Annotated in this window: 17 protein-coding genes; 6 read left to right on the forward strand and 11 right to left on the reverse strand. The window is 66.2% G+C overall.

The genetic code is table 11. The features are described from left to right. Nucleotides 1–33: 33 nt before the first annotated feature. On the reverse strand, nucleotides 34–3,063 hold the full coding sequence (locus MJ601_RS04510; RefSeq protein ID WP_242123695.1) for a glycosyl hydrolase family 28-related protein: 3,030 nt from the start codon (nucleotides 3,061–3,063) through the stop codon (nucleotides 34–36). Nucleotides 3,064–3,206: 143 nt separating this feature from the next. Between MJ601_RS04510 and MJ601_RS04515 the strand changes: the two genes are divergently transcribed. Continuing rightward, on the forward strand, nucleotides 3,207–3,737 hold the full coding sequence (locus MJ601_RS04515; protein ID WP_491572883.1) for a gluconokinase: 531 nt from the start codon (nucleotides 3,207–3,209) through the stop codon (nucleotides 3,735–3,737). A gap of 13 nt (nucleotides 3,738–3,750) precedes the next feature. Here the strand turns inward: MJ601_RS04515 and MJ601_RS04520 are convergent, their stop codons facing one another. Both MJ601_RS04520 and MJ601_RS04525 read right to left on the reverse strand, forming a co-directional pair. Beyond that, complete coding sequence (locus MJ601_RS04520; RefSeq protein ID WP_242123697.1) at nucleotides 3,751–4,428, reverse strand: FadR/GntR family transcriptional regulator; 678 nt, start codon at nucleotides 4,426–4,428, stop codon at nucleotides 3,751–3,753. Nucleotides 4,429–4,441: 13 nt separating this feature from the next. Beyond that, nucleotides 4,442–5,788: a GntP family permease gene (locus MJ601_RS04525; RefSeq protein WP_242123699.1), complete on the reverse strand. Its 1,347-nt coding sequence runs from the start codon at nucleotides 5,786–5,788 to the stop codon at nucleotides 4,442–4,444. A 295-nt stretch (nucleotides 5,789–6,083) separates the two neighbouring features. Between MJ601_RS04525 and MJ601_RS04530 the strand changes: the two genes are divergently transcribed. Next, nucleotides 6,084–6,392 carry a helix-turn-helix domain-containing protein gene (locus tag MJ601_RS04530; RefSeq protein ID WP_242123701.1) on the forward strand — a complete coding sequence of 103 codons (309 nt, stop codon included), beginning with the start codon at nucleotides 6,084–6,086 and terminating at the stop codon, nucleotides 6,390–6,392. A gap of 41 nt (nucleotides 6,393–6,433) precedes the next feature. On the opposite strand, the gene MJ601_RS04535 is transcribed toward MJ601_RS04530, so the two are convergent. Genes MJ601_RS04535 through MJ601_RS04550 form a run of 4 tightly spaced genes read right to left on the reverse strand, consistent with a single transcriptional unit; the run spans nucleotide 6,434 to nucleotide 9,201 of the window. After that, nucleotides 6,434–6,829, reverse strand: a complete 396-nt coding sequence (locus MJ601_RS04535; RefSeq protein ID WP_242123704.1) for a ketosteroid isomerase-related protein — start codon at nucleotides 6,827–6,829, stop codon at nucleotides 6,434–6,436. Beyond that, nucleotides 6,826–7,689, reverse strand: coding sequence for an S-formylglutathione hydrolase (fghA, locus tag MJ601_RS04540; RefSeq protein WP_242123705.1), 864 nt, complete (start codon nucleotides 7,687–7,689; stop codon nucleotides 6,826–6,828). Before fghA ends, MJ601_RS04535 begins: the two co-directional genes overlap by 4 nt. Next, nucleotides 7,689–8,069 carry a VOC family protein gene (locus MJ601_RS04545; RefSeq protein ID WP_242123707.1) on the reverse strand — a complete coding sequence of 127 codons (381 nt, stop codon included), beginning with the start codon at nucleotides 8,067–8,069 and terminating at the stop codon, nucleotides 7,689–7,691. Before MJ601_RS04545 ends, fghA begins: the two co-directional genes overlap by 1 nt. Nucleotides 8,070–8,091: 22 nt before the next feature. Then, on the reverse strand, nucleotides 8,092–9,201 hold the full coding sequence (locus tag MJ601_RS04550) for an S-(hydroxymethyl)glutathione dehydrogenase/class III alcohol dehydrogenase (protein WP_242123709.1): 1,110 nt from the start codon (nucleotides 9,199–9,201) through the stop codon (nucleotides 8,092–8,094). Between the two features lie 106 nt (nucleotides 9,202–9,307). On the opposite strand from MJ601_RS04550, the gene MJ601_RS04555 reads away from it, so the two are divergent. Next, a complete protein-coding gene (locus tag MJ601_RS04555) occupies nucleotides 9,308–10,195 on the forward strand; it encodes a LysR family transcriptional regulator (protein WP_242123711.1) in 888 nt (295 codons plus the stop codon). 150 nt (nucleotides 10,196–10,345) lie between these two features. On the opposite strand, the gene MJ601_RS04560 is transcribed toward MJ601_RS04555, so the two are convergent. From MJ601_RS04560 to pedF, 4 genes are all read right to left on the reverse strand, one after another. Further along, entirely contained in the window at nucleotides 10,346–11,128 is a 783-nt protein-coding gene (locus MJ601_RS04560) for a response regulator (protein ID WP_242123714.1), read from the reverse strand. Between the two features lie 72 nt (nucleotides 11,129–11,200). After that, a complete protein-coding gene (locus tag MJ601_RS04565) occupies nucleotides 11,201–12,943 on the reverse strand; it encodes a methanol/ethanol family PQQ-dependent dehydrogenase (protein ID WP_281061204.1) in 1,743 nt (580 codons plus the stop codon). 97 nt (nucleotides 12,944–13,040) lie between these two features. Next, nucleotides 13,041–13,901: a substrate-binding periplasmic protein gene (locus MJ601_RS04570; RefSeq protein WP_242123715.1), complete on the reverse strand. Its 861-nt coding sequence runs from the start codon at nucleotides 13,899–13,901 to the stop codon at nucleotides 13,041–13,043. Between the two features lies 1 nt (nucleotide 13,902). Further along, the gene (gene pedF, locus MJ601_RS04575; RefSeq protein ID WP_242123717.1) at nucleotides 13,903–14,328 is read right to left on the reverse strand and encodes a cytochrome c-550 PedF; all 426 of its coding nucleotides are present in this window, start codon (nucleotides 14,326–14,328) and stop codon (nucleotides 13,903–13,905) included. A 148-nt stretch (nucleotides 14,329–14,476) separates the two neighbouring features. On the opposite strand from pedF, the gene MJ601_RS04580 reads away from it, so the two are divergent. The 3 genes from MJ601_RS04580 to MJ601_RS04590 all read left to right on the forward strand — a co-directional run bounded on the left by MJ601_RS04580 (nucleotide 14,477) and on the right by MJ601_RS04590 (nucleotide 19,468). Beyond that, entirely contained in the window at nucleotides 14,477–15,433 is a 957-nt protein-coding gene (locus MJ601_RS04580; RefSeq protein WP_242123719.1) for a PQQ-dependent catabolism-associated beta-propeller protein, read from the forward strand. A 149-nt stretch (nucleotides 15,434–15,582) separates the two neighbouring features. After that, nucleotides 15,583–16,971 (forward strand): porin, encoded by a 1,389-nt coding sequence (locus MJ601_RS04585; protein WP_242123721.1) that lies wholly within the window; start codon nucleotides 15,583–15,585, stop codon nucleotides 16,969–16,971. 199 nt (nucleotides 16,972–17,170) lie between these two features. After that, nucleotides 17,171–19,468, forward strand: coding sequence for a TonB-dependent receptor (locus MJ601_RS04590; RefSeq protein ID WP_491572884.1), 2,298 nt, complete (start codon nucleotides 17,171–17,173; stop codon nucleotides 19,466–19,468). Nucleotides 19,469–19,548 lie beyond the last annotated feature (80 nt).

Consider the following 19,548-nt stretch of genomic DNA (forward strand, 5'->3'; position numbering starts at 1 on the left):
CCGCACTTACGACATAGGTCGTAGGTGGCGCTTTCAGGGCCGGGCGGCGTAGAGGGCGTGGTGCGTCAGAATATATAATGTACGCCGGTCGGCACCGCCGAACAGGATCTGCAGGGGCCGGTCGGGCACGTCGATCCGCCCGGCTTCCTTTCCGTTGGCACCATAGATGAAAATCTGCCCGTTCGCGACGAAGACGCGGCCCTGCGCATCCACGGCGACGCTTTCGCCGCCACGATGGGCGAAGGGCTTGAGGTCGGTCAATGTGCCGCCCGCGCCGATCCTGCCGCTATAGGTGACATTCTCCGATCCGTTGGTGACGAACAGGCGCTCGCCCGGCTTGCCGCCCACCAGACCATTGGCGTTCAGGCTGTCGGACCAGCGCCAGCCGGTGTGATCGGCCGGGCCCTGCTGCCAGACGCGGAAGGCAGGCAGCGAAACACTGCCGTCGGGGGAGACATATTCCTGCGCCTTGGGCGTTCCCGCGTCGCGCGCGAACATCTCCGCCAAGGTGGTGAACCGATAGCTTTTGTGATCGAGCTGGTCGGAAAACTCGCCATTGTTCCACCAGTTGACCGGCAACAGGGTCTTCGCCCCCGATCCGGCACGCACGGGCGTAGGCTGGATGAGCGTGAACTGGTCCTTCGGTCCGTCCGGATCGAAGGAATAGACGCCCGCCTTCGCCCCCAGCGACGACAGCACCAGCAGATGGCCGGACGCGTCGATCGCGAGGTTGACGGGGTCGAGCGCATGGTCGCGCACCACCTCCAGCCCCTTGCCCTCGCTCCAGCGATGGATGCGCTGGAACCGCCGGTCGATGAAATAGAGCGCGCCCCTGGCATCCACCGCCGCGCCGGAGATCGACCAGAAGCCGTCCTCCAGCTTCTCCACCTTCGCGCCGCCGGGGGAGGGCGGGGCGATGGTGCGGTCGACCGCACCGATGTCGAGCTTCGCGAATTCGCGTTCGCGCACCACCAGCTTGCGGCTCAGATCCTCGATCGCATTGTCGAACGGATATTTGCTGGCGCGCAGGAAGGTGCCGCAGCCCTCGTCGTCGCAGGTCGCATAGCCGCTCTCGGCATTCACATGGACGTTGCGGAAACGGATATCGCCGGAATTGAACAGCTTCACCGCGCTGCGGGCGGGATGATAGCTGCGCGTCACGCGATAGCCATGATAGTTGGCGAACAGCAGGTTGCGCGAATTGCGGATCTCCAGCGAGACGGCATTGGGGCCGTCGCCCACCTCCTGCTCGGTCTGGGGGGCGAGAAACTCCCAATTCTGCACATTGTCGAGCACGAACTCGTTGCGGGCATGATGTTCGACCGACATTTCATAGACATGCCCCGGCGTGCTGGTGTCGGTGACGTAGAATCCGGCCTGCGCGAACGTGTTGGGGCTCCACACATCGGCAAAGGTTCCCCCGCCGCCGTCCGTCACCCAGATGCTGGGATATTGCGCATCCATCCGCCCGTCCGTCACCGGATCGCCGGTGCGCGCGGTCAGCGTTCCCAGCATCTTGCCGTCGGCGGTCGGCGTGCCGCCCCCGCCCATGATCTTGACGTCCTCGACCAGGCTTGTCTCGCCCGACCGCCAGAGCAGGGCAGAGGCGCGGGGGTTCACTCGCCCGGTGAACAGGCCAAGGCCCGACAGGATATTGTCTCCCCCCTTCGGGCTTTGCAGGATCGGCAACACCGTGCCCAATCCGGCGTGGCGCGGATTGTCGTCGGGAATATAGAGCTGGGTGATCGCCGGATGCAGCCCGATCAGCACGCTGTCGGGGCGCAGCTTCAACCCGTCCGTCACCTTGTAGAAACCGGCCGGGAAATAGAGGACGCGGTGGCCGTCGATCGCCCGTTGCAGGGCGGCGGTGTCGTCCGCCTTTCCGTCACCGGCCGCGCCCAGCGTCCGCACATTCACCCAGTCCGCCATGGCGGGCAGGTCGCGGATGGCGGGCGCTCGCGGCGCGGGCAGGGCGGGCAGCGGATCGATCTTCGCTTCGGTCGCATAATCGCCCATCCGTCCCAGTTCGGGCACGGCCAGCCCATAGGAGAAGGATGCGACCCTATAGGCCTTGCCCTTGCCCTCCACCGTGCGGCCGCTGTCGCGGAAACGGGCGAAGACCGGACTGTTCACCGCCAGCGCATTGTCAAAACCGATCTGGGTAAAGACGTTCTTCTCGTTCGAGATGACGACGCCCGCGCGGCTCACATTTTCGAAGCGGACATCCTTGCCCCAGAGGGAATCGCCATAGCCGCGATCGATCTCTATCCCGACCGGCGTGTCGCGGATGGCGACGTTGACCAGGGTCAGGTCCACCTCATGCTCCCGGATCGCGGCGTCCCGCTGCCCCGCGAAGCTGGAATCGATCAGCGTGAACTGCCAGGCGGGCGAAGTCTTTTCGGTGACGATGCCGTAGCGGCCACCCTCGAACCGGACATTCTCGATGACGTTGCCCGCCTGGTAGACTCCGGCAAAGGCCGAACCCAGGCGGAAGTCCATATGGCTGAGGAAGGCGTGCTGGGCCATGCGGAACCGCACCCCCGCCGCCGCCGGATTGCCGGGGCCGATCTCTATGTCGACATTGCTCATCGCCGAATAGAAGGTGCCGGAATTGGCGTCCCGCACGATCCTGTCGCGGGGCACCACGGTCGGGACGGGCACCGGCACCTTGCCGACCTGATACTGGTCGCCCCCGGCGAAAACGATCATCGTCGAGACGCCCTGCTGGAAGCCGGGCGTGCTGGCGCCCAGCAGGATGACCGGCCGCGTCGGCCCCACGCCATAGAGGCGCACCCCGGCCGGGACCACCAGCGTCCGCGTGATGCGATAGCGGCCGGACGGCAGGAAGACGATGCCATGGCCGGTCGGGTCGCGTGCCTTGTCGAGCGCCTGCTGGATCGCATCGCCATCGTCGGCGCGCCCGTCGCCCCTGGCCCTGACCGTCACCGCATGGGGTTCGTCGGGCGCGACCGGAAAGACGGATTCCCCCGCCGCCCAGGCCCGGCCGGGTCCAGCCAGAGCCGAAGCCGCCAGCAAGGCTGCCATCATGCCGCGTCCGATCATCTGGCCTCTCCAAAGACTGTCTGCATCCCTCGAACAGCTAGATCGCGCCGCCGCATTTGGCACTTGCGACAAAGGTCGTAGTTTTCATGCGCTTGCTCCCAATCCTATAGGAGTGGCAAATCCATCCTTGCGAGAAGAAGCCTTTGCCAGCCGCTACCGACCCTCCGCCCGATTTGCCGCTGGCCATCATCGTCATGGGGGTAAGCGGCTGCGGCAAATCGACGCTGGGCGCGCTGATGGCGGAAGCGCTCGACTGCGCCTTTCTGGAAGGCGACGGTTTCCATTCCAACGAGGCGATCGAGAAGATGCGCGGCGGCTGCCCCCTCACCGACGAGGATCGCTGGCCCTGGCTGGACCGGCTGGGCGCGGCCATGGATCGGGCGGTGACGGAACAGGGGATCGCGGTCGCGGCCTGCTCGGCGCTCAGGAAAGGCTATCGCGACCGACTGCGCGCCGCCATCGGCGCGCCCGTGCGTTTCATCCTGCTGGAAAACAGCCGGGACAGGCTGCTGGCCCGTCTCGCCGGCAGGCCCGGCCATTATATGCCCGCCAGCCTGCTGGAAAGCCAGCTCGCGACCCTGGAACGCCCGCTGGCCGAAGAAGGGGCGTTGATCTTGCGCACGGATGACGCGCCGGCCCTGTTGCGCGACGCGGCATTGGACTGGCTGCGCTGATCCTTCGCCTTTTTCAGGGCATCAGCCGTCGCCGTCCCTCCCACAGATGCCATCGCATCGCCAGCGCGGCGCCGTCCGGATCCTGCGCGCGGATCGCATCGACGATCACCTCATGCTCGCGCAGCATGGTCGCGATCACTTCGGGCGGGCGGGACCGGGAAATGTCGACGCCCGCGCGCATGATCTTCTCGACATCGCCCCATAGCGCGTCGAACGCCATCAGGAAGGCGCTGTTGCCCGTCGCCAGGGCGATGCGGCGGTGTAATTCCCGGTCCTCGGCATGGGCCGGCTCGCTCGACAGCAGCGCCTCGCGCAGCAGCGCCATTCCCTCCTCGATATGCGCCATCTCGTGGGGGGAACGCCGCGTCGCCGCCAGCCTCGCCGCCTCCGCCTCCAGCACGAAGCGCACTTCATAGCTGCCCAATGTCGTCGGCAGTTCGGTCGAGGGGACGAAGGCCGCCAGCCGGTCGGACGGGCGGCTTTTCACGAAGGAACCGGCACCGCGCCGCGCCTCGGTAATGCCGTCCGAGGCCAGCCGCACCAGCGCCTCGCGCACGACGGCGCGGGACATGCCGAAAATCTCCGCCAGCCGCGCCTCTGACGGCAGGCGCGCGCCGACCTCCAGCCCTTCGGACCTGATCATCTCGACGATGCCCGCATAGGCGTGATCGGAAAGGCGTGTCTGGTTCATCGCTGCCCCCATGCTACAGGATGCTGCTCGCCGCCAGTACCAGCAGCAGACCCACCACCGCGACCACCGTTTCCATGATCGACCATGTCCTGAACGTACCGGGCATGTCGGTGCCGAGATAGCTCTTCACCAGCCAGAAACCCGGATCGTTGACGTGCGAGAAGAACAGCGACCCCGCGCCGATGGCCAGGACCATCCATTCCGGCTGGACGCCCGAAGCAGCGACCAGCCCCTCCATCACGCCCGCCGTGGTGATGGTCGCGACCGTCGCGGAGCCGGTGGCGAGGCGAATGCACACCGACACACCCCAGGCCAGCAGCAGCGGAGAGATGGCGCCGCCGTCGGCCAGCCGCACCAGCATGTCGGACAGGCCCGCCGTGACCAGCACCTGCTTTAACGCGCCGCCCGCGCCGATGGCCAGCAATATGCCGCCAGCGGGCGTCATCGCCTCGGTCCAGATCGCGTTCTGGATGGAACGGTCGGTGATCCGGCGCCCGAAGAGGAGGGGGAGGGCAGCCAGCACCGCGACCAGCAACGCGACCACCGGGTCGCTGACCCAGTCGAGCCAGTGGAAATGCGCGGCGACGGCGGGGGGCAGGAGCGCGACGGCCTGGCCCGCGGCGATCAGCACCACCGGCAACAGCACGGCTGTCAGGGCGCGGGCGACAGAGGGCGTCGCGACATCGACCTTGACCGGTTCCAGCAGGGGCGCGCTCAGCTTGACGCCCGGCGCGGTGAAGCGCGCCAGCACCGGCCCGGCGATGATCGCCGTCGGTATGCCCACGATCAGGCCGTAGAACAGCGTCAGCCCCAGATTGGCGCCCAGCGCATTGACCGCCAGCAGGGGTCCGGGATGCGGCGGCACCAGCGCGTGGACGACCGACAGGCCGGACAGGGCGGGCAGCATCAGGCGCAGCTTGGCGGTGTCGTCATCCTGCCCCTTGGGCAGCGCAGCGGCCGCGGACGCGACGATGGGCAGCAGCAGGACAAGGCCGGTTTCGAAGAATAGCGGCAGGCCGATGACGATGGCGGTGAACAGGCTGGCCCAGGGCGCGCCCCTGATGCCGGACAGGCGCAGCGCGGCCCGCGCCAGACCGCTCGCGCCGTCGGACAGTTGCAGCATCGCGCCCAGGCCCAGCCCCAGCGCGACCACCAGCCCGGTGCCGCCCAATATGGCGCCCGCGCCCTTTTCCACTGCCTTTGCCGTTTCCGCCATGGGCAGTCCGGCCAGCAGGCCGACGGTGAAGGCGCCGCAGAGCAGCCCCACAAAGGGATGGAGCCGTCCGCGAATGATGAGGGCGATGGACAGCGCAATGCCGGCAAGGGCCGAAAGCAGCAGCCGGACATCTTCCGCCGTCATCGGCCGCCCTCCGTACCGATCGCGGGTCCGCGCGATGCAAGGCTGCATGACATGTGCCAGCGAAGCGAAACCTTCATCCTCTCCCTCCCTTTTTGGTGGCCGGACTGCGGATATCCGCATGGGCCGGCCCATGGAATCTGTTAGACAGGTTATACAGGTCCCAAGCGTGAACACTATGAAATTTATCGATTTTGGAAAATTTTTTCTTGAACCTGTCTGACTAGTTCACGTACGGTAGCGTTAACGCGAATCCTTGGGGATGTGACCCCGATCAATCGCAAACAGGAGAGGGAAGATGGATTTCGGCACAGCTCTGCACGACATTCTCGATCGCCCTGGGCAGGACTATCAGGATGATGGCGAACCCCGGCGAGGCGAATCGCCGCCCCATCTCACGCCCACGCAGATGAAGGTGCTGCGCTGCGTATATTCAGGGCTGCTCAACAAGCAGATCGCCTATGAACTGGGCATGGCCGAAGCGACGGTGAAGGTGCACATGACCGCGCTGATGCGTAAGCTCAACGTGCGCAACCGGACGCAGGTGGCGGTCGCGGCGGGCCATCTGGGCTGGCATGGCGCCGCTTTTCGTGGCGCGGTGGACTGACCGCCAGGCCCCGGGCCGTCACCTGCATGATGACGCCTGGATCAGCCGACCTGAGCCAGCCAGTCGGCCAGATTATAATGATTGCTCACCCGCGCGATCCTGCCCTCGCGCAGTTCGAAAAAGGCGCCGACCCGCAGCCGGTAACGCTGTCCGGCGGCGGGCGGCAGGTCGCCGTCCGTCTCCAGATATTCGCCCTCCAGCATGAATTCCGCGGCCGCGCGCGTACCGTCGGCGGACAGCAGGAAGACCGGGTCGATCACGGCCTCCCGGTAGCAGCGGTTCATATGGTCCAGAAATTCGGCGAAGGCCGCCTTTCCCTGGCGCACCGCGCCCTGGGACGGCTCATGCACCACATCGGGCGTCAGCAGCTCCAGCATGGCCGGGGCGTCGCCGCGATTGAACGCCGCATAATAGCGATCCAGCAAATCCACGCTCATGCGCCGTCCCCCTTCAACCGCCCGGCATGCCAGCGCAGATGATCCGCCATGAAGCTGGAAATGAAATAATAGCTGTGGTCATAGCCCGGCTGCATCCGCAGGGTGAGGGGCTGGCCCGCCGCCCTGCAGGCCGCCTCCAGCAGGTCGGGGCGCAACTGCCCGGACAGGAATGGGTCGGCGTCCCCCTGATCCACCAGCAGGCCCGGCAACCGCGCGCCGTCCTCGATCAGCGCGATCGCGTCGTGGCGGCGCCAGGCGGCCCGGTCCTCGCCCAGATAGCCGCCCAGCGCCTTCTGGCCCCAGGGCACCTGCGACGGCGCGACGATGGGCGCGAAGGCGGATACCGCCCTGAACCGGCCGGGGAAGGAGAGGCCGATGGTCAGCGCGCCATGGCCGCCCATGCTGTGGCCCATGATCGACTGGCGCCCCATGTCGACCGGGAAATGCGCAGCGATCAGCGCGGGCAGTTCCTCCGTCACATAGGACCACATGCGATAATGGGCGGCGAAGGGCGGCTGCGTCGCGTCGACGTAGAAGCCTGCGCCCAGGCCGAAATCATAGGCGCCGTCGGGATCGTCCGCCACGGCGTTGCCGTTGAGATCCGGTCCGCGCGGCGAAGTGTCGGGCGCGACGAAGATCAGCCCCAGTTCCGCGCAGGCACGGCGATATTCGCCCTTTTCGGTGACATTGGCATGGGTGCAGGTCAGCCCGGAAAGATACCAGACGACCGGCAGCTTCGCGCCATCGGCATGCTCCGGCACGAAGACGGAGAAGGTCATCTCGGTCCCCGTCGCCGTGGAGGCATGTCTATGGACGCTCTGGACGCCGCCGAAGGCGCGGTTGACCGAAACGGTTTCCATCATCCTCCCCGATACAGGCCGCACAGCTTGTTGCCCGCCGGATCGCGCAGATAGGCGAGGTAGAGCGGGCCGATCGCGCTGTCCCGGACGCCCGGCGGGTCTTCGCAGCTCGTGCCGCCCGCCGCCACGCCCGCCGCATGCCAGGCATCGGCCTGCTCCGCCGACGCCATGGCGAAGCCGATGGTGCCGCCATTGGCATGGCAGGCGGGCTGGCCGTCGATCGGTTTGGTCACCATGAACATGGCGCCGTCATGCATATAGATCAGGCGCCCCTTGTCGTCGCGCACGGCGGGCCTGCCGCCGATCGCCGCGAACAGCGCGTCGTAAAAGGCCTTCGAGGCTTCGATGTCGTTCGAACCGACCATGACATGGGTGAACATCAATCCGTCTCCTGCTTTCCAATCAGAACACCACCACGCTGCGGATGCTTTCGCCCGCATGCATCAGGTCGAAACCCCTGTTGATCTCCTCCAGGCCGAGGACATGGGTGATCATCGGGTCGATCGCGATCTTCCCGTTCATGTACCAGTCGACGATCTTGGGCACGTCGGTCCGGCCCTTGGCCCCGCCGAATGCGCTGCCCTTCCACACCCGGCCGGTGACCAGCTGGAACGGGCGGGTGCTGATTTCCTTGCCCGCCTCGGCCACGCCGATGACGATGCTCTCGCCCCAGCCGCGATGGCAGGCCTCCAGCGCCGTGCGCATCACCCCGGTATTGCCGGTGCAGTCGAAGGTGTAGTCGGCCCCGCCATCGGTCAGCGCGACCAGATGCTGGACGATGTCGCCCTCCACCTTGTTGGGATTGACGAAATGCGTCATGCCGAACCTGCGGCCCCATTCCTCCTTGCCGTCATTGATGTCGACGCCGACGATCATGTCCGCGCCCACCATCTTCGCGCCCTGGATGACGTTGAGGCCGATGCCGCCCAGGCCGAAGACGATGACGTTGGAACCGGGCGTGACCTTCGCCGTCTTCACCACCGCGCCGACGCCGGTGGTGACGCCGCAGCCGATATAGCAGCTCTTGTCGAAGGGCGCGTCCTCGCGGATCTTCGCCACCGCGATTTCCGGCAGGACGGTGAAGTTGGAGAAGGTCGAGCAGCCCATATAATGGAAGATGGTCTGCCCCTTGTAGGAAAAGCGGCTCGTCCCGTCGGGCATCAGCCCCTTGCCCTGGGTCGCGCGGATCGCGGTGCACAGGTTCGTCTTGCCCGACAGGCAGCTTTTGCACTGGCGGCATTCGGGGGTGTAGAGCGGGATCACATGGTCGCCCGGCTTGACCGACGTCACGCCCGGTCCGACCTCCCGCACCACGCCCGCGCCCTCATGGCCCAGGATGGACGGGAAGATGCCCTCGCTGTCGAAGCCGTCCAGCGTATAGGCGTCGGTGTGGCAGATGCCCGTCGCCATGATCTCGATCAGGACCTCACCGGCCTTCGGCCCTTCCAGATCGACTTCGACGATTTCGAGGGGCTGTTTCGCCTCGAAAGCAACGGCGGCGCGGGTCTTCATGGCACGGCTCCTGTCTCCGATGGATTGTCGCGCTTTTCCTAGCAATGTCCCGCAAACGCGATAAGAAGCCATTTCGGCAATTCATTATGCCTGCACGGGGACAATCATGCGCGGCTGGGACGGGATCGACGAATTTGTGGCCATAGCCGGCGCGGGCAGCTTCAAGGGCGGCGCGGATGCGCTGGGCCTCTCCACCACCCATATGAGCCGCGCCGTCGCCCGGCTGGAGGCGCGGCTCCAGACCCCGCTGTTCCACCGCACCACGCGCAGCGTCCGGCTGACCGACACGGGCCGCCTGTTCTTCGACCATTGCAGCCGCATCGTGACGGAGCGGGACGAGGCGATCGCGCTCATCAGCGAGGGCGCCGAGCCGCAGGGCGACCTGCGCATCACCTGCTCGACCGCCATGGGGGAGCGGTTCATCGCCCCGCTGGTCCGGCAATTCGCCGCCCGCCACAGCAAGATCAGCGTGACGATCGAGCTTACCAATCGGCTGGTGGATCTGATCGCGGAGGGTTACGACCTCGCCATCCGCACCGGCGATCTGGCGGACTCCCGCCTGATCGGCACGCGCATCGCCTCCCGCACCCTCTATACCTGCGCCGCGCCCGCCTATCTCGACCGGCATGGACGGCCGGGCAGGGTCGCCGATCTGGCGCGGCACGAATGCCTGATCGGCACCGCCACGCAATGGCGCTTCCGCTCCTGGGGACGGACGGAAAGCATCCGGCCCAAGGGGCGCTGGCGCTGCAACAGCGGCGCGGCTGTGGTGGAGGCGGCGATGGCGGGGATGGGCATCTGCCAGTTGCCCGAATTCTACGTGCTGCCGCATATCGCTTCGGGCGCGCTGGAACAGCTGTTGCCCGACCTGACGCCGGAGGACGAACCGATCTGGGCGGTCTATCCGCAGCGGCGGCATCTGCTGCCCAAGATCAGCGGACTGCTCGACCTGTTGCGCCAAGAACTGCCGGTCGCCCTGGCCCAATGCGGGTGATTATGCTGTCCTACAGCCAGGCCCCGATGCTATGGCTCCTGCGGCTCTTTGAACGGCGCGACGCGCCTGTCGGGAAATGAAGAAAGGCGGCGCTTTCCAATGCCGTCACCGTGTCACTTATGTCACCCGGATGTTGTTGGAGAAGGGGTGTCAGTCCGCCCGGAAATGCACCTGGTTGGCCTTGATGACCGCCTGCGTCCGGCTCAGCACGCCCAGCTTCTGGAGGATCGCCGACACATGCGCCTTGATGGTGGTCATCGACACGCCCAGGTCATGCGCGATCTGCTTGTTGAGCCGCCCGCGCACCAGATGGGCCAGCACCGTCTTCTGCTGCGGCGTCAGGCTGTCGATGCGGCGCGCGATCTCATCCTCCTCGGCGGTCGGGGCGACGCTTTCGCCCATGGCTTCGGGCAGGTAGATCTCGCCCGACACGACCCGGTGCAGCGCATCGACGATGGCGCTGCGCTTGAGCGACTTGGGGATGAAGCCCGCCGCCCCCGCGGCGAGCGCTTCCTGGACGATGGCGCGGTCGAAAGCACCTGAGACCATCACCACCGGCAGGATCGGGAAACGGTCCCGCAGCAGCTTCAACCCGTCGAGGCGGCGAACGTCGGGAATGTTGAGGTCCAGCAGAATGAGGTCGAAATTATCCTGCTTTTCCAGCGTGGCGACGGCCTCGTCCATGCTGGCGGCCTCGAACACCTCGATATTGTCGAAGCTGATCGCGATCACGCTGCGCAGCCCGTCGCGCACCAGGGGATGATCGTCGACGATCAACACCCGCTCCATGATCGGCTCGCCACTCGCAAACTGGCCCATACCCGTCCCCCGTCCCGGATAATCGGACAAGTCACGGGACGAGGCAAGCCGCATCGCACCGGGCGGAACCGCCGGGCTGGAGTGCACATGGTTGCCGCGTCCCATGACGATCATCTTGCCTCTCCTTTTTGTCGTCGCATCGTTTTCGCGCAAAACCGGTGCCCGCTTTTGCGCACGATGCTCTGGTTACCTGGGCAGCTTGAACACCCAGAGCGAGCCGCCCTGGTTGATGTCCTTGAAGCTTTTGGCGACCTCGCCGCCCCACAGCGGCACCGCGCCGCCCCAGCCCGACATGACGGCGACATATTGCTCGCCATCCTGTTCCCAGGTCACCGGGCTGCCGACCACGCCGGATCCGGTCTGGAACTTCCACAATTCCTGCCCGGTCCTGGCGTCGAAGGCCTTGAGATACCCCTCCGGCGTGCCGGTGAAGACCAGATTGCCCGCGGTCGAGAGCACCCCGCCCCAGAGCGGCGCCTTGTTCTTATATTCCCAGACGATCTTGCCGGTCCTGGGGTCCATGGCGCGCAGCGCGCCGATATGATCCTCCGCGATCGGCTTGATGGTGAAGCCCGCGCCCAGATAGGCCGCGCCTTTCTTGTAGGCGATCGGTTCGTTCCAGATGTCCATGCCCCAGTCGTTGCTGGGCACGTAGAAAAGGCCGGTGTCCTGGCTGTACGCCATGGGCATCCAGTTCTTGCCCCCCAGGAAGCTGGGGGATGCGAAGACCGAAGATCCCTTGGCCGCTTCGCCCGGCGCGCCGGGGCGGTTGGCGTCATTATAGTTGGGGCGGCCATTCTTGTTGAAGCCATTGGCCCATGTCGTCTGCATGACGAACTTGCTGGCGCTGATGAACTTGCCGTTGGTGCGGTCGAGGACGAAGAAATAGCCGTTGCGGTCGGCCTTCGCGCCCAGCTTCATCGGCTTGCCGTTGATCGTCGCGTCGAAGGGGATGAACTCGTTGACCCCGTCGAAATCCCAGCCGTCATGCGGGGTGGTCTGGAAATGCCATTTGATGACCCCGGTGTCCGGGTCGATCGCCAGCGTCGAACTGGTGTAGAGATTGTCGCCGGGGCGCAAATGACTGTTCCAGGGCGCGGGATTGCCGGTGCCGAAGAACAGCAGGTTGGTTTCCGGATCGTAGGTGCCGCCCAGCCAGGTCGCGCCGCCGCCGGTCTTCCACAGGTCGCCGGTCCAGCTCGCATTGGCCTTGCCGGTGATGCCGTTATCCTTGCCATTGAGCGTGCCCATATTCCCTTCGATCGTCGGGCGGCGCCAGACCAGTTCGCCGGTGTTGACGTCGCGCGCCTCGACCGCGCCGGTGATGCCGAATTCGCCGCCGCTATTGCCGTAGATCACCTTGCCCTTCACCACCATCGGCGCGGCGGTGGCGGAATAGCCCGCCTGATAATCGGCGGTCTGCTTGTTCCAGATGACCTTGCCGGTATGGCGGTTGAGCGCCACCATATGCGCATCCAGCGTCGCGAAGATGATCTTGTCGCCATAGATCGCCGCGCCCCGGTTCACCACGTCGCAGCAGGGCATGATCGCTTCGGGCAGGCGGGCGTCATATTGCCACTTTTCCTCGCCCGTGCGCGCGTCGAAGGCGAAGACCCGCGAATAGCTGCCGGTGACGTAGATGGTGCCGTCATAGACGATGGGCTGGGCTTCCTGCCCGCGCTGCTTTTCACCGCCCAGCGAGGCGGCGAAGGCGGGCACCAGCTTCGCGACGTTGGAGGCATTGATGGCCTTCAGGGGGCTGAAGCGCTGCGCCTGCGGACCCATGCCATAGGTCAACACGTCGCCGGGCGTCGCCGCATCGTTCATCAGGTCCGCGTCGGTCGGCCCCTCGGCCAGCAGCGGCGCGGCGGCCATCGCCAGCGTCACTATCGCGGCTCCGGACAATGCGCGCGTCAAACGTCCTTTCATTCCATCCTCCCTCTGTTGAAAGGGTGCGTCTGGACGCCCCCTGCATCTCCAGATTATTGCGCCCTTCCGGCACGGCAATTGGACCTTGGGTCGGCCCTTATCCTGCCAGCGCGGGCGTCCACTCGACCCCATAGGGCGCGAACAGCGCCTTCATCTCGCCGCTCGACGCCATGGCCGCGACGATCTCCTCCACCGCATCGCCCAGCGTGCGGCTGCTTTCCTTGACGGCCATGCCGATATCCCAGCCGGGCGAGGTGAAGGCGGGCAGCGGCCCCTTGCGCAGGGAGAGCTTCGCCCCGCCATGCACGGCCTCCTCGATCTGCGCGCGGCTTGCGAGCACGGCATCGGCCTTGCCCGACGCCACCGCCGCGACCGCTTGCGCGCCGCTGGGATAATGGGTCACATCCCTCGCCAATATCCCTCCGAAGGAACCGATCAGGTAGAAATCGGGAATGCTGTCCAGTTCCGCCGCCAGACGGTGCCCGCGCCATCCGGTCGGCGGCGCTTCCAGGTCGACTTCGCCGCCGGCCCCGACAAAACCGAAGCTCTCGCGATAATAGGGCGCGATGATCGCCACCTGGTCGTTGCGCGCGGCGAAGGTCCGGTCGAAGGGGATGTGCAGCATCAGGTCGCCCGGCGCAAAGCCCAGCAGCCCGCCCTTCCAAACGCCATGACGCAGATCGTCGTCCACGCTTTCGTCCGCGGCCAGCTCGGCGATATCGGCACGTACCCCCAGCTTCGCGGCGATGGCACGGGCCAGATCGACGTCAAGGCCGGTCAGCCTGCCGCCTTCCTCCCAGGACCAGGGGCGATTGTCCTTGTAGACCACAACCCGCAGCACGCCCAATTCCCTGACCTTCCCCAGGGGCGCGGCACCAAGCGGACCCGCGACCATCCCCGGCAGCAGGCCAAGAGCCAGTGCCGCGCTCGCGCCAAGCAGGCTTCGCCGGCTGATCATCTCAGCCTTCGTGCCTGGTTTCGAGCCAGGCGCGGATCGCCCAGCCGGCCTTCTGGCCCAGAACGTCGCCGAAGGGCGGCATATAGACCTTCCCGTCATGGCTGGAACCGTGGCGGAAGCGCTCCACGAACCACTGATCGCCGGACTCGCCCAGTTCAAGATAGCGCAGATCGGGCGCGATACCCCCGCTTTCCGCGTCGAGACCATGGCATCGCGCGCAATTCTGGCCATAGGCCGACTGGCCGATCTCGATCGCCTTGGCATTGCCGCTATAGGGGTTTTTCTGCAGCCATTCCGCGCCGATGTCCGGCAGGGCGGAGGTGTCGACGGCCTGCGGCGTCACATTGCCATGTGCCATCAGCCCGGTCGCCATGGTCGCGCCCAGCAGGGCGGCGGCACCCAGCAGTGAAATGCGTCCCAGATTCATGTTCCATCCTCACCCATCAGTTCCTCTGATCGGCACCGGTTGTAAGCCAGCGGCCGTGGCGGCCCTATTGGCCGTTGGTACAATCCCGGTGACCCTGCACGCCCGGTAGACCCTGGGGATGAAAGCAGGACAGAGAGGATCAAAGGCGATGAAGCGCATCCTATGGGCGGGACTGATGCTGGTCCCGGCAACGGCGCAGGCGGAGACGCTCTATGTTTCCAACGAACGCGGCAACAGCATCAGCGTGATCGACGCGGCGAGCGCGAAACTGGTCGCGACATGGCCGGTGGGCGGGCGGCCGCGCGGCATCACCGTCTCCAGGGACGGGCGCTTCCTCTATCTCTGCGCCTCGACCGACCATGCCGTGCAGGTGATCGAGCGCGCGACCGGCAGGGTTGTGGCCGAACTCCCGTCCGGCGAGGATCCGGAGCAATTCTTCCTCTCGCGCGACGGGAAAAGCCTGTTCGTCGCCAATGAGGATAATGCGGCGCTGACCGCCATCGATCTCGCGACGAAAAGCGTCGCCTTCCAGGTCGATGTCGGCGGCGAGCCGGAGGGGGTGGCGCAAAGTCCGGACGGTCAGTGGGTCGCCGTCACATCCGAGGAGGATAATGTCGTCAACTGGATCGACGTGGCGAAGAAGGCCATGGTCGAGGCCACCCCCGTCGATCCGCGGCCCCGCCATGTCGAGTTCACCGCCGACGGAAGCAGGCTCTGGGTCGCGGCGGAGGTCGGTGGCACGGTACAGATCCTCGATACCGCGACGCGCAAGCTGGTGGACACGCTGCACTTCGCGATTCCCGGCGTGGCGGATCATCGCATCCTGCCCTGCGGCATCCGCTTCACGCCCGACGGCAGGACGGCGGTGGTCGCGCTCGGACGGGCGGATCATGTGGCGCTGGTCGATGTGGCCAGCCGCAAGGTGCGCGCCTATGTGCCGGTGGGCAAGCGCGTATGGCATGTCGCGGTGAGCAGCGACGGCACCCATGCCTATGCCGCCAATGGCCTTTCGGACAATGTGAGCGTGATCGATCTGGCCAGCGCGCAAGTCACAGGGACAGTGCCGGTGGGGGCGGCGCCCTGGGGCATTGTGGCGGTTCCCTGAGCGCCCTTCATCTCCCCGGCCTGCGGAAGGGAGGCATCCCGGCTTCCTCCGAAGGGAGGAGGCCCTAAGTCCAATTTCCGCTTCGTCCCGTCCGCCCCACTCTCTCTTCGCCCGGGGGCTTTCACCGGCACATAAGAGGGAGGATGGATATGAAAAGGACGCTGCTCCTCGCGAGCGCGGCCATGGGGCTGCTTTGCGCGACTGCCACGCCAGCCATGGCCGGAACCACGGCCGATCTGCTGAAGCGCCTGCATGAAAAGGGGATTCTCTCCGACGATGAATATGAGCAGCTGCTGAAGGGCGACAGTGCCGAGGCCGCGGCTCCGTCCGCGCCCGCGGTGACTCCCGATGCATCGGGCGGCGGCCGGACCGTTCGCATGACCGACAGCGGCGTGGGCTTCGAAATGGGCGACATCACGCTCAAATTCTCCGGCTCGGTCAACGGCTTCTATGTCCATGACAAGGGCGATGCGCCCAGCGCCACCAGCAGCGTGATCGGCGGCGTGGCGACGGTGGGCGGCGACAGTTCGGCAATCCGCAACGGCCTGCTGCCCGGATTCCTGAAGGTGGACGTCACGACCAGACAGGGCGGCTGGGACGTCGGCGCCCATTTCGGCATGTATCCGGGCATCAATTCGGTGAACTATGCGGCGGGCGGCGGCGCCAACAGCCCCGGCAATCCGCGCGGGCTGCAAACGGCAGGCATCGACTTCCGCCAGACCTACCTGACCTTCGCCCGTCCCGGTTTCGGCGAGGTGAAGATCGGCCGCGATATCGGCCTGTTCGCGTCCGAGCAGATATTGAACGACATCACCCTGCTGTCGCCGGGCACGCCCGCGGGCAATGTCGCGCCGTCCAACACCACGCTGGGCCGGATCGGCGTCGGCTATATCTACACCGACTTCCAGCCGCAGATCACCTACACCACGCCCAATCTGCGCGGCTTCACCGCCAGCATCGGCATTTTCGAGCCGCTCTCCTCGCTGACCGGACCGGCGGAATCGAACAAGGAACCGGGCTTCCAGGGCAAGCTCGTCTATGACGGCAAGCTGGGCGGCATCGGCACGCGGCTGTGGGCGGCGGGCATCCGCCAGAAGCATAATGTCATTGCCGGTCCCGATTATACGGGCTGGGGCTGGGATGCGGGCGCGAAGGTCACGGCCGGGCCGCTGACCCTGGTCGGCACCTATTATGACGCGTCGGGCCTGGGCACCACGGCGCTCAACCTGTTCGACACCGATGGCCTCGGCAACACGCGCGACAGCCACGGCTTCTATCTCCAGGGCCTCGCCACCTTCGGCAAATTCTCGTTCGGCGGCAGCTATGGCGAAAGCAGCCTGGACTATGCCAATGCCGCCGACGCGCTGGCCAACCCCACGCTGGTCGACAAGAACAGCAGTTGGGTGGGGCAGGTCCGCTATGGCCTCACCAGTTGGGTCACGCTTCTCAGCGAATATGTCCATACGAAGTCGGAAGCGCATAACGGCAACCAGGCGAGTTCCGATGCGGTCGCGGCAGGCGCCATCCTGTTCTTCTGATCCCGCCCGGCAGCATGTCACGAAGGGAAGTGGCCGCATTTCAATGGGATGCGGCCGCTTTTTCCCTGTTGGTCCCAGGGGCCCGACGCTGGGGTCGGGACCCATTCATTGCGCCGTGAAAGGGGCCCGACCCTAGGTCCAATGGCGGCGTCTGGACTCTGGCCGTAGCGCTGTCACAAAAGCATGAATGGGAGAGGACATGCAGAACAGGGCTGCGTGGATGACAGGCGCGGCCATCGCCCTTTGGGCGGGGCAGGTCCATGCCGGTGAGTCGGCCGATCGCCAACCGATCATCGTCACCGCTCCCGGCGGCGGGATGGACAGCGACGACGCATTGCACCTGTCGGGCAAGGATGTCGTCCGGACGGGGCGGCCCGACCTGCTGGGCGCGCTGACCCGCACGATCGCGGGCATCACCCTGCAGGATGCGCAGGGCAATTCCTGGCAGCCCAATCTCGTCTATCGCGGCTTTACCGCCTCGCCGCTGCAGGGTCAGGCGCAGGGGCTGGCCGTCTATCTGGACGGCGCGCGTTTCAACCAGCCCTTCGGCGACACCGTCGCGTTCGACCTGCTGCCCGACGCTGCGATCCACAGCGTCACCCTGTTCGACAGCAGTGCCGTCTACGGCCTCAATGCGCTGGGCGGGGCGATGGTGATGGACACGAAAACCGGCGCCAGCGATCCGGGGCTGGAGGCCAGCCTCAGCGGCGGCCGTTTCGGCACGCGGGAGGCGAGCGTCGCTGGCGGATTCGCCAGGGGCGATACCAGTATCTTCGATATCAGTGCCTTCGGCGCGTTCCAATATCGCCATGAGGATGGCTGGCGCGCCCATTCGCCCTCGACCCTTTACAATGGCTACCTGGACCTCGGCTTCGACACGGCTGGCGGCGGCCTGCGCCTGAAGGCGATCGGCGCGGACACCGACCTGACCGGCAATGGCGTCGCCCCGGTCGACCTGCTGGCCGTGAACCGGCGCGCGGTCTTCACCTGGCTGGACGATGCGATTGCCCATTATGGCCGGGTCAGCCTGCATCCCTGGGTCGCGATCGGACAGGCCACGCGGATCGAGGGCACATTCTACGCGCAGCAATTGAAGCTGCGCAGCGTCAATGGCGACGCCGCCGATATGGAGGGGTGCGGCGACGGGCTGCTCTGTCTGGAAACGCTGGATGGTAAGGAAGACTCGATCCTGACGGATATGCAGGGCCATGCGATCGCCGACAGTCTGGGCGGGAGGGGCTATGGCGTGCTCAACCGCAGCCGGATGGACAGCCGGGCCATGGGGGCGCTCATCCAGATCATCGACCGGCGCGCCCTGCCCGGCGGCGAAAATCATCTGGCCCTCGGCATGAGCCATGACGCGAGCCGCACGCGCTTCGGCACCTCGGTCGAACTCGGCGCCCTGACGCAGGACCGCGGCGTCGCCGGGCTGGGACCGCTGATCGCGCAGCCGGATGGATCGACAGGACCGGTGGGCCTGGTGGCGACGGCCAGTTATTGGGGGCTGTTCGCGCAGGACCGGCTGCCGCTGACGGGACGCCTCTCGGCCGAGATCGGGCTGCGCTACAACCGGGCGCGCATCGACATGCGCGACCTGATCGGGACCGCGCTCAACGGGCGTCATCGCTTCGACCGGGTCAATCCGGGGATCGAGTTCGACTATGCCGTGACGGAGGGCGTCAGCCTGCGCGCGGGCTATGCCGAGAGCAATCGCGCGCCGACGCCCGCGGAACTCTCCTGCGCGGACGAAAATGCGCCGTGCAGCCTCGCCAATTTCTTCATCGCCGATCCGCCGCTGAAACAGGTCGTCGCCAGAAGCTGGGAAGCGGGGGCGAGCGGCCGGAGCCAATGGCACGGCTTCCGGATCGAATGGCTGCTCAGTGCCTATCGCACGCGCAACGACAACGACATTCAGCATGTCGCCTCGGCCATTCGCGGGCGGGCCTATTTCCGCAACATCGGCGCGACCCGGCGGCAGGGGCTGGAATTCAGCCTCAAGGGGGTGAAGGGCGGCTTTACCGGCATATTCAGCTACGCCCTTACCGATGCCAGCTTCCGGCATGATCTGGCGCTGTCCAGCCCCGCCAATCCGGCCGCGAATGGGGCAGGGGTGATCTTCGTCAGACCCGGCGACCGGCTGCCCGGCATTCCCCGCCACAGCGCCACGCTGTCACTCGACTATGCGGGGCGGGGCTGGTCGGTGGGCGGCGACGTGGTGGCGCGGTCGGGTCAATATCTGGCGGGCGACGAGGGCAATGATAATGCGCCGCTGAAGGGCTATGTTCTCGTCAATCTGCGAGCCGGTGTCGATATCATGCCGGGCGTGACGCTGTTCGGGGAAGTGCGCAATGCGTTCGACCGGCGCTATGCGACCTTCGGCACCTTTGCCGATGTGGGCAAGGTGGCCATGGCCGAGGCCCCCGACGCATCCAATCCGCGCGCCTATGGACCGGGCGCCCCGCGCCGTTACCATGCGGGCGTGAAAACCCGCTTTTGAGCGCCATTTGCAGGCCGTCAGGGCTGAATGTCGATCGATCGTAGGACCAAAGGCCCATTGCGGTCGCCCGCCACTCTCGG

It is taken from the genome of Sphingobium trunci (genome assembly GCF_022664535.1).
GTDB lineage: Bacteria > Pseudomonadota > Alphaproteobacteria > Sphingomonadales > Sphingomonadaceae > Sphingobium.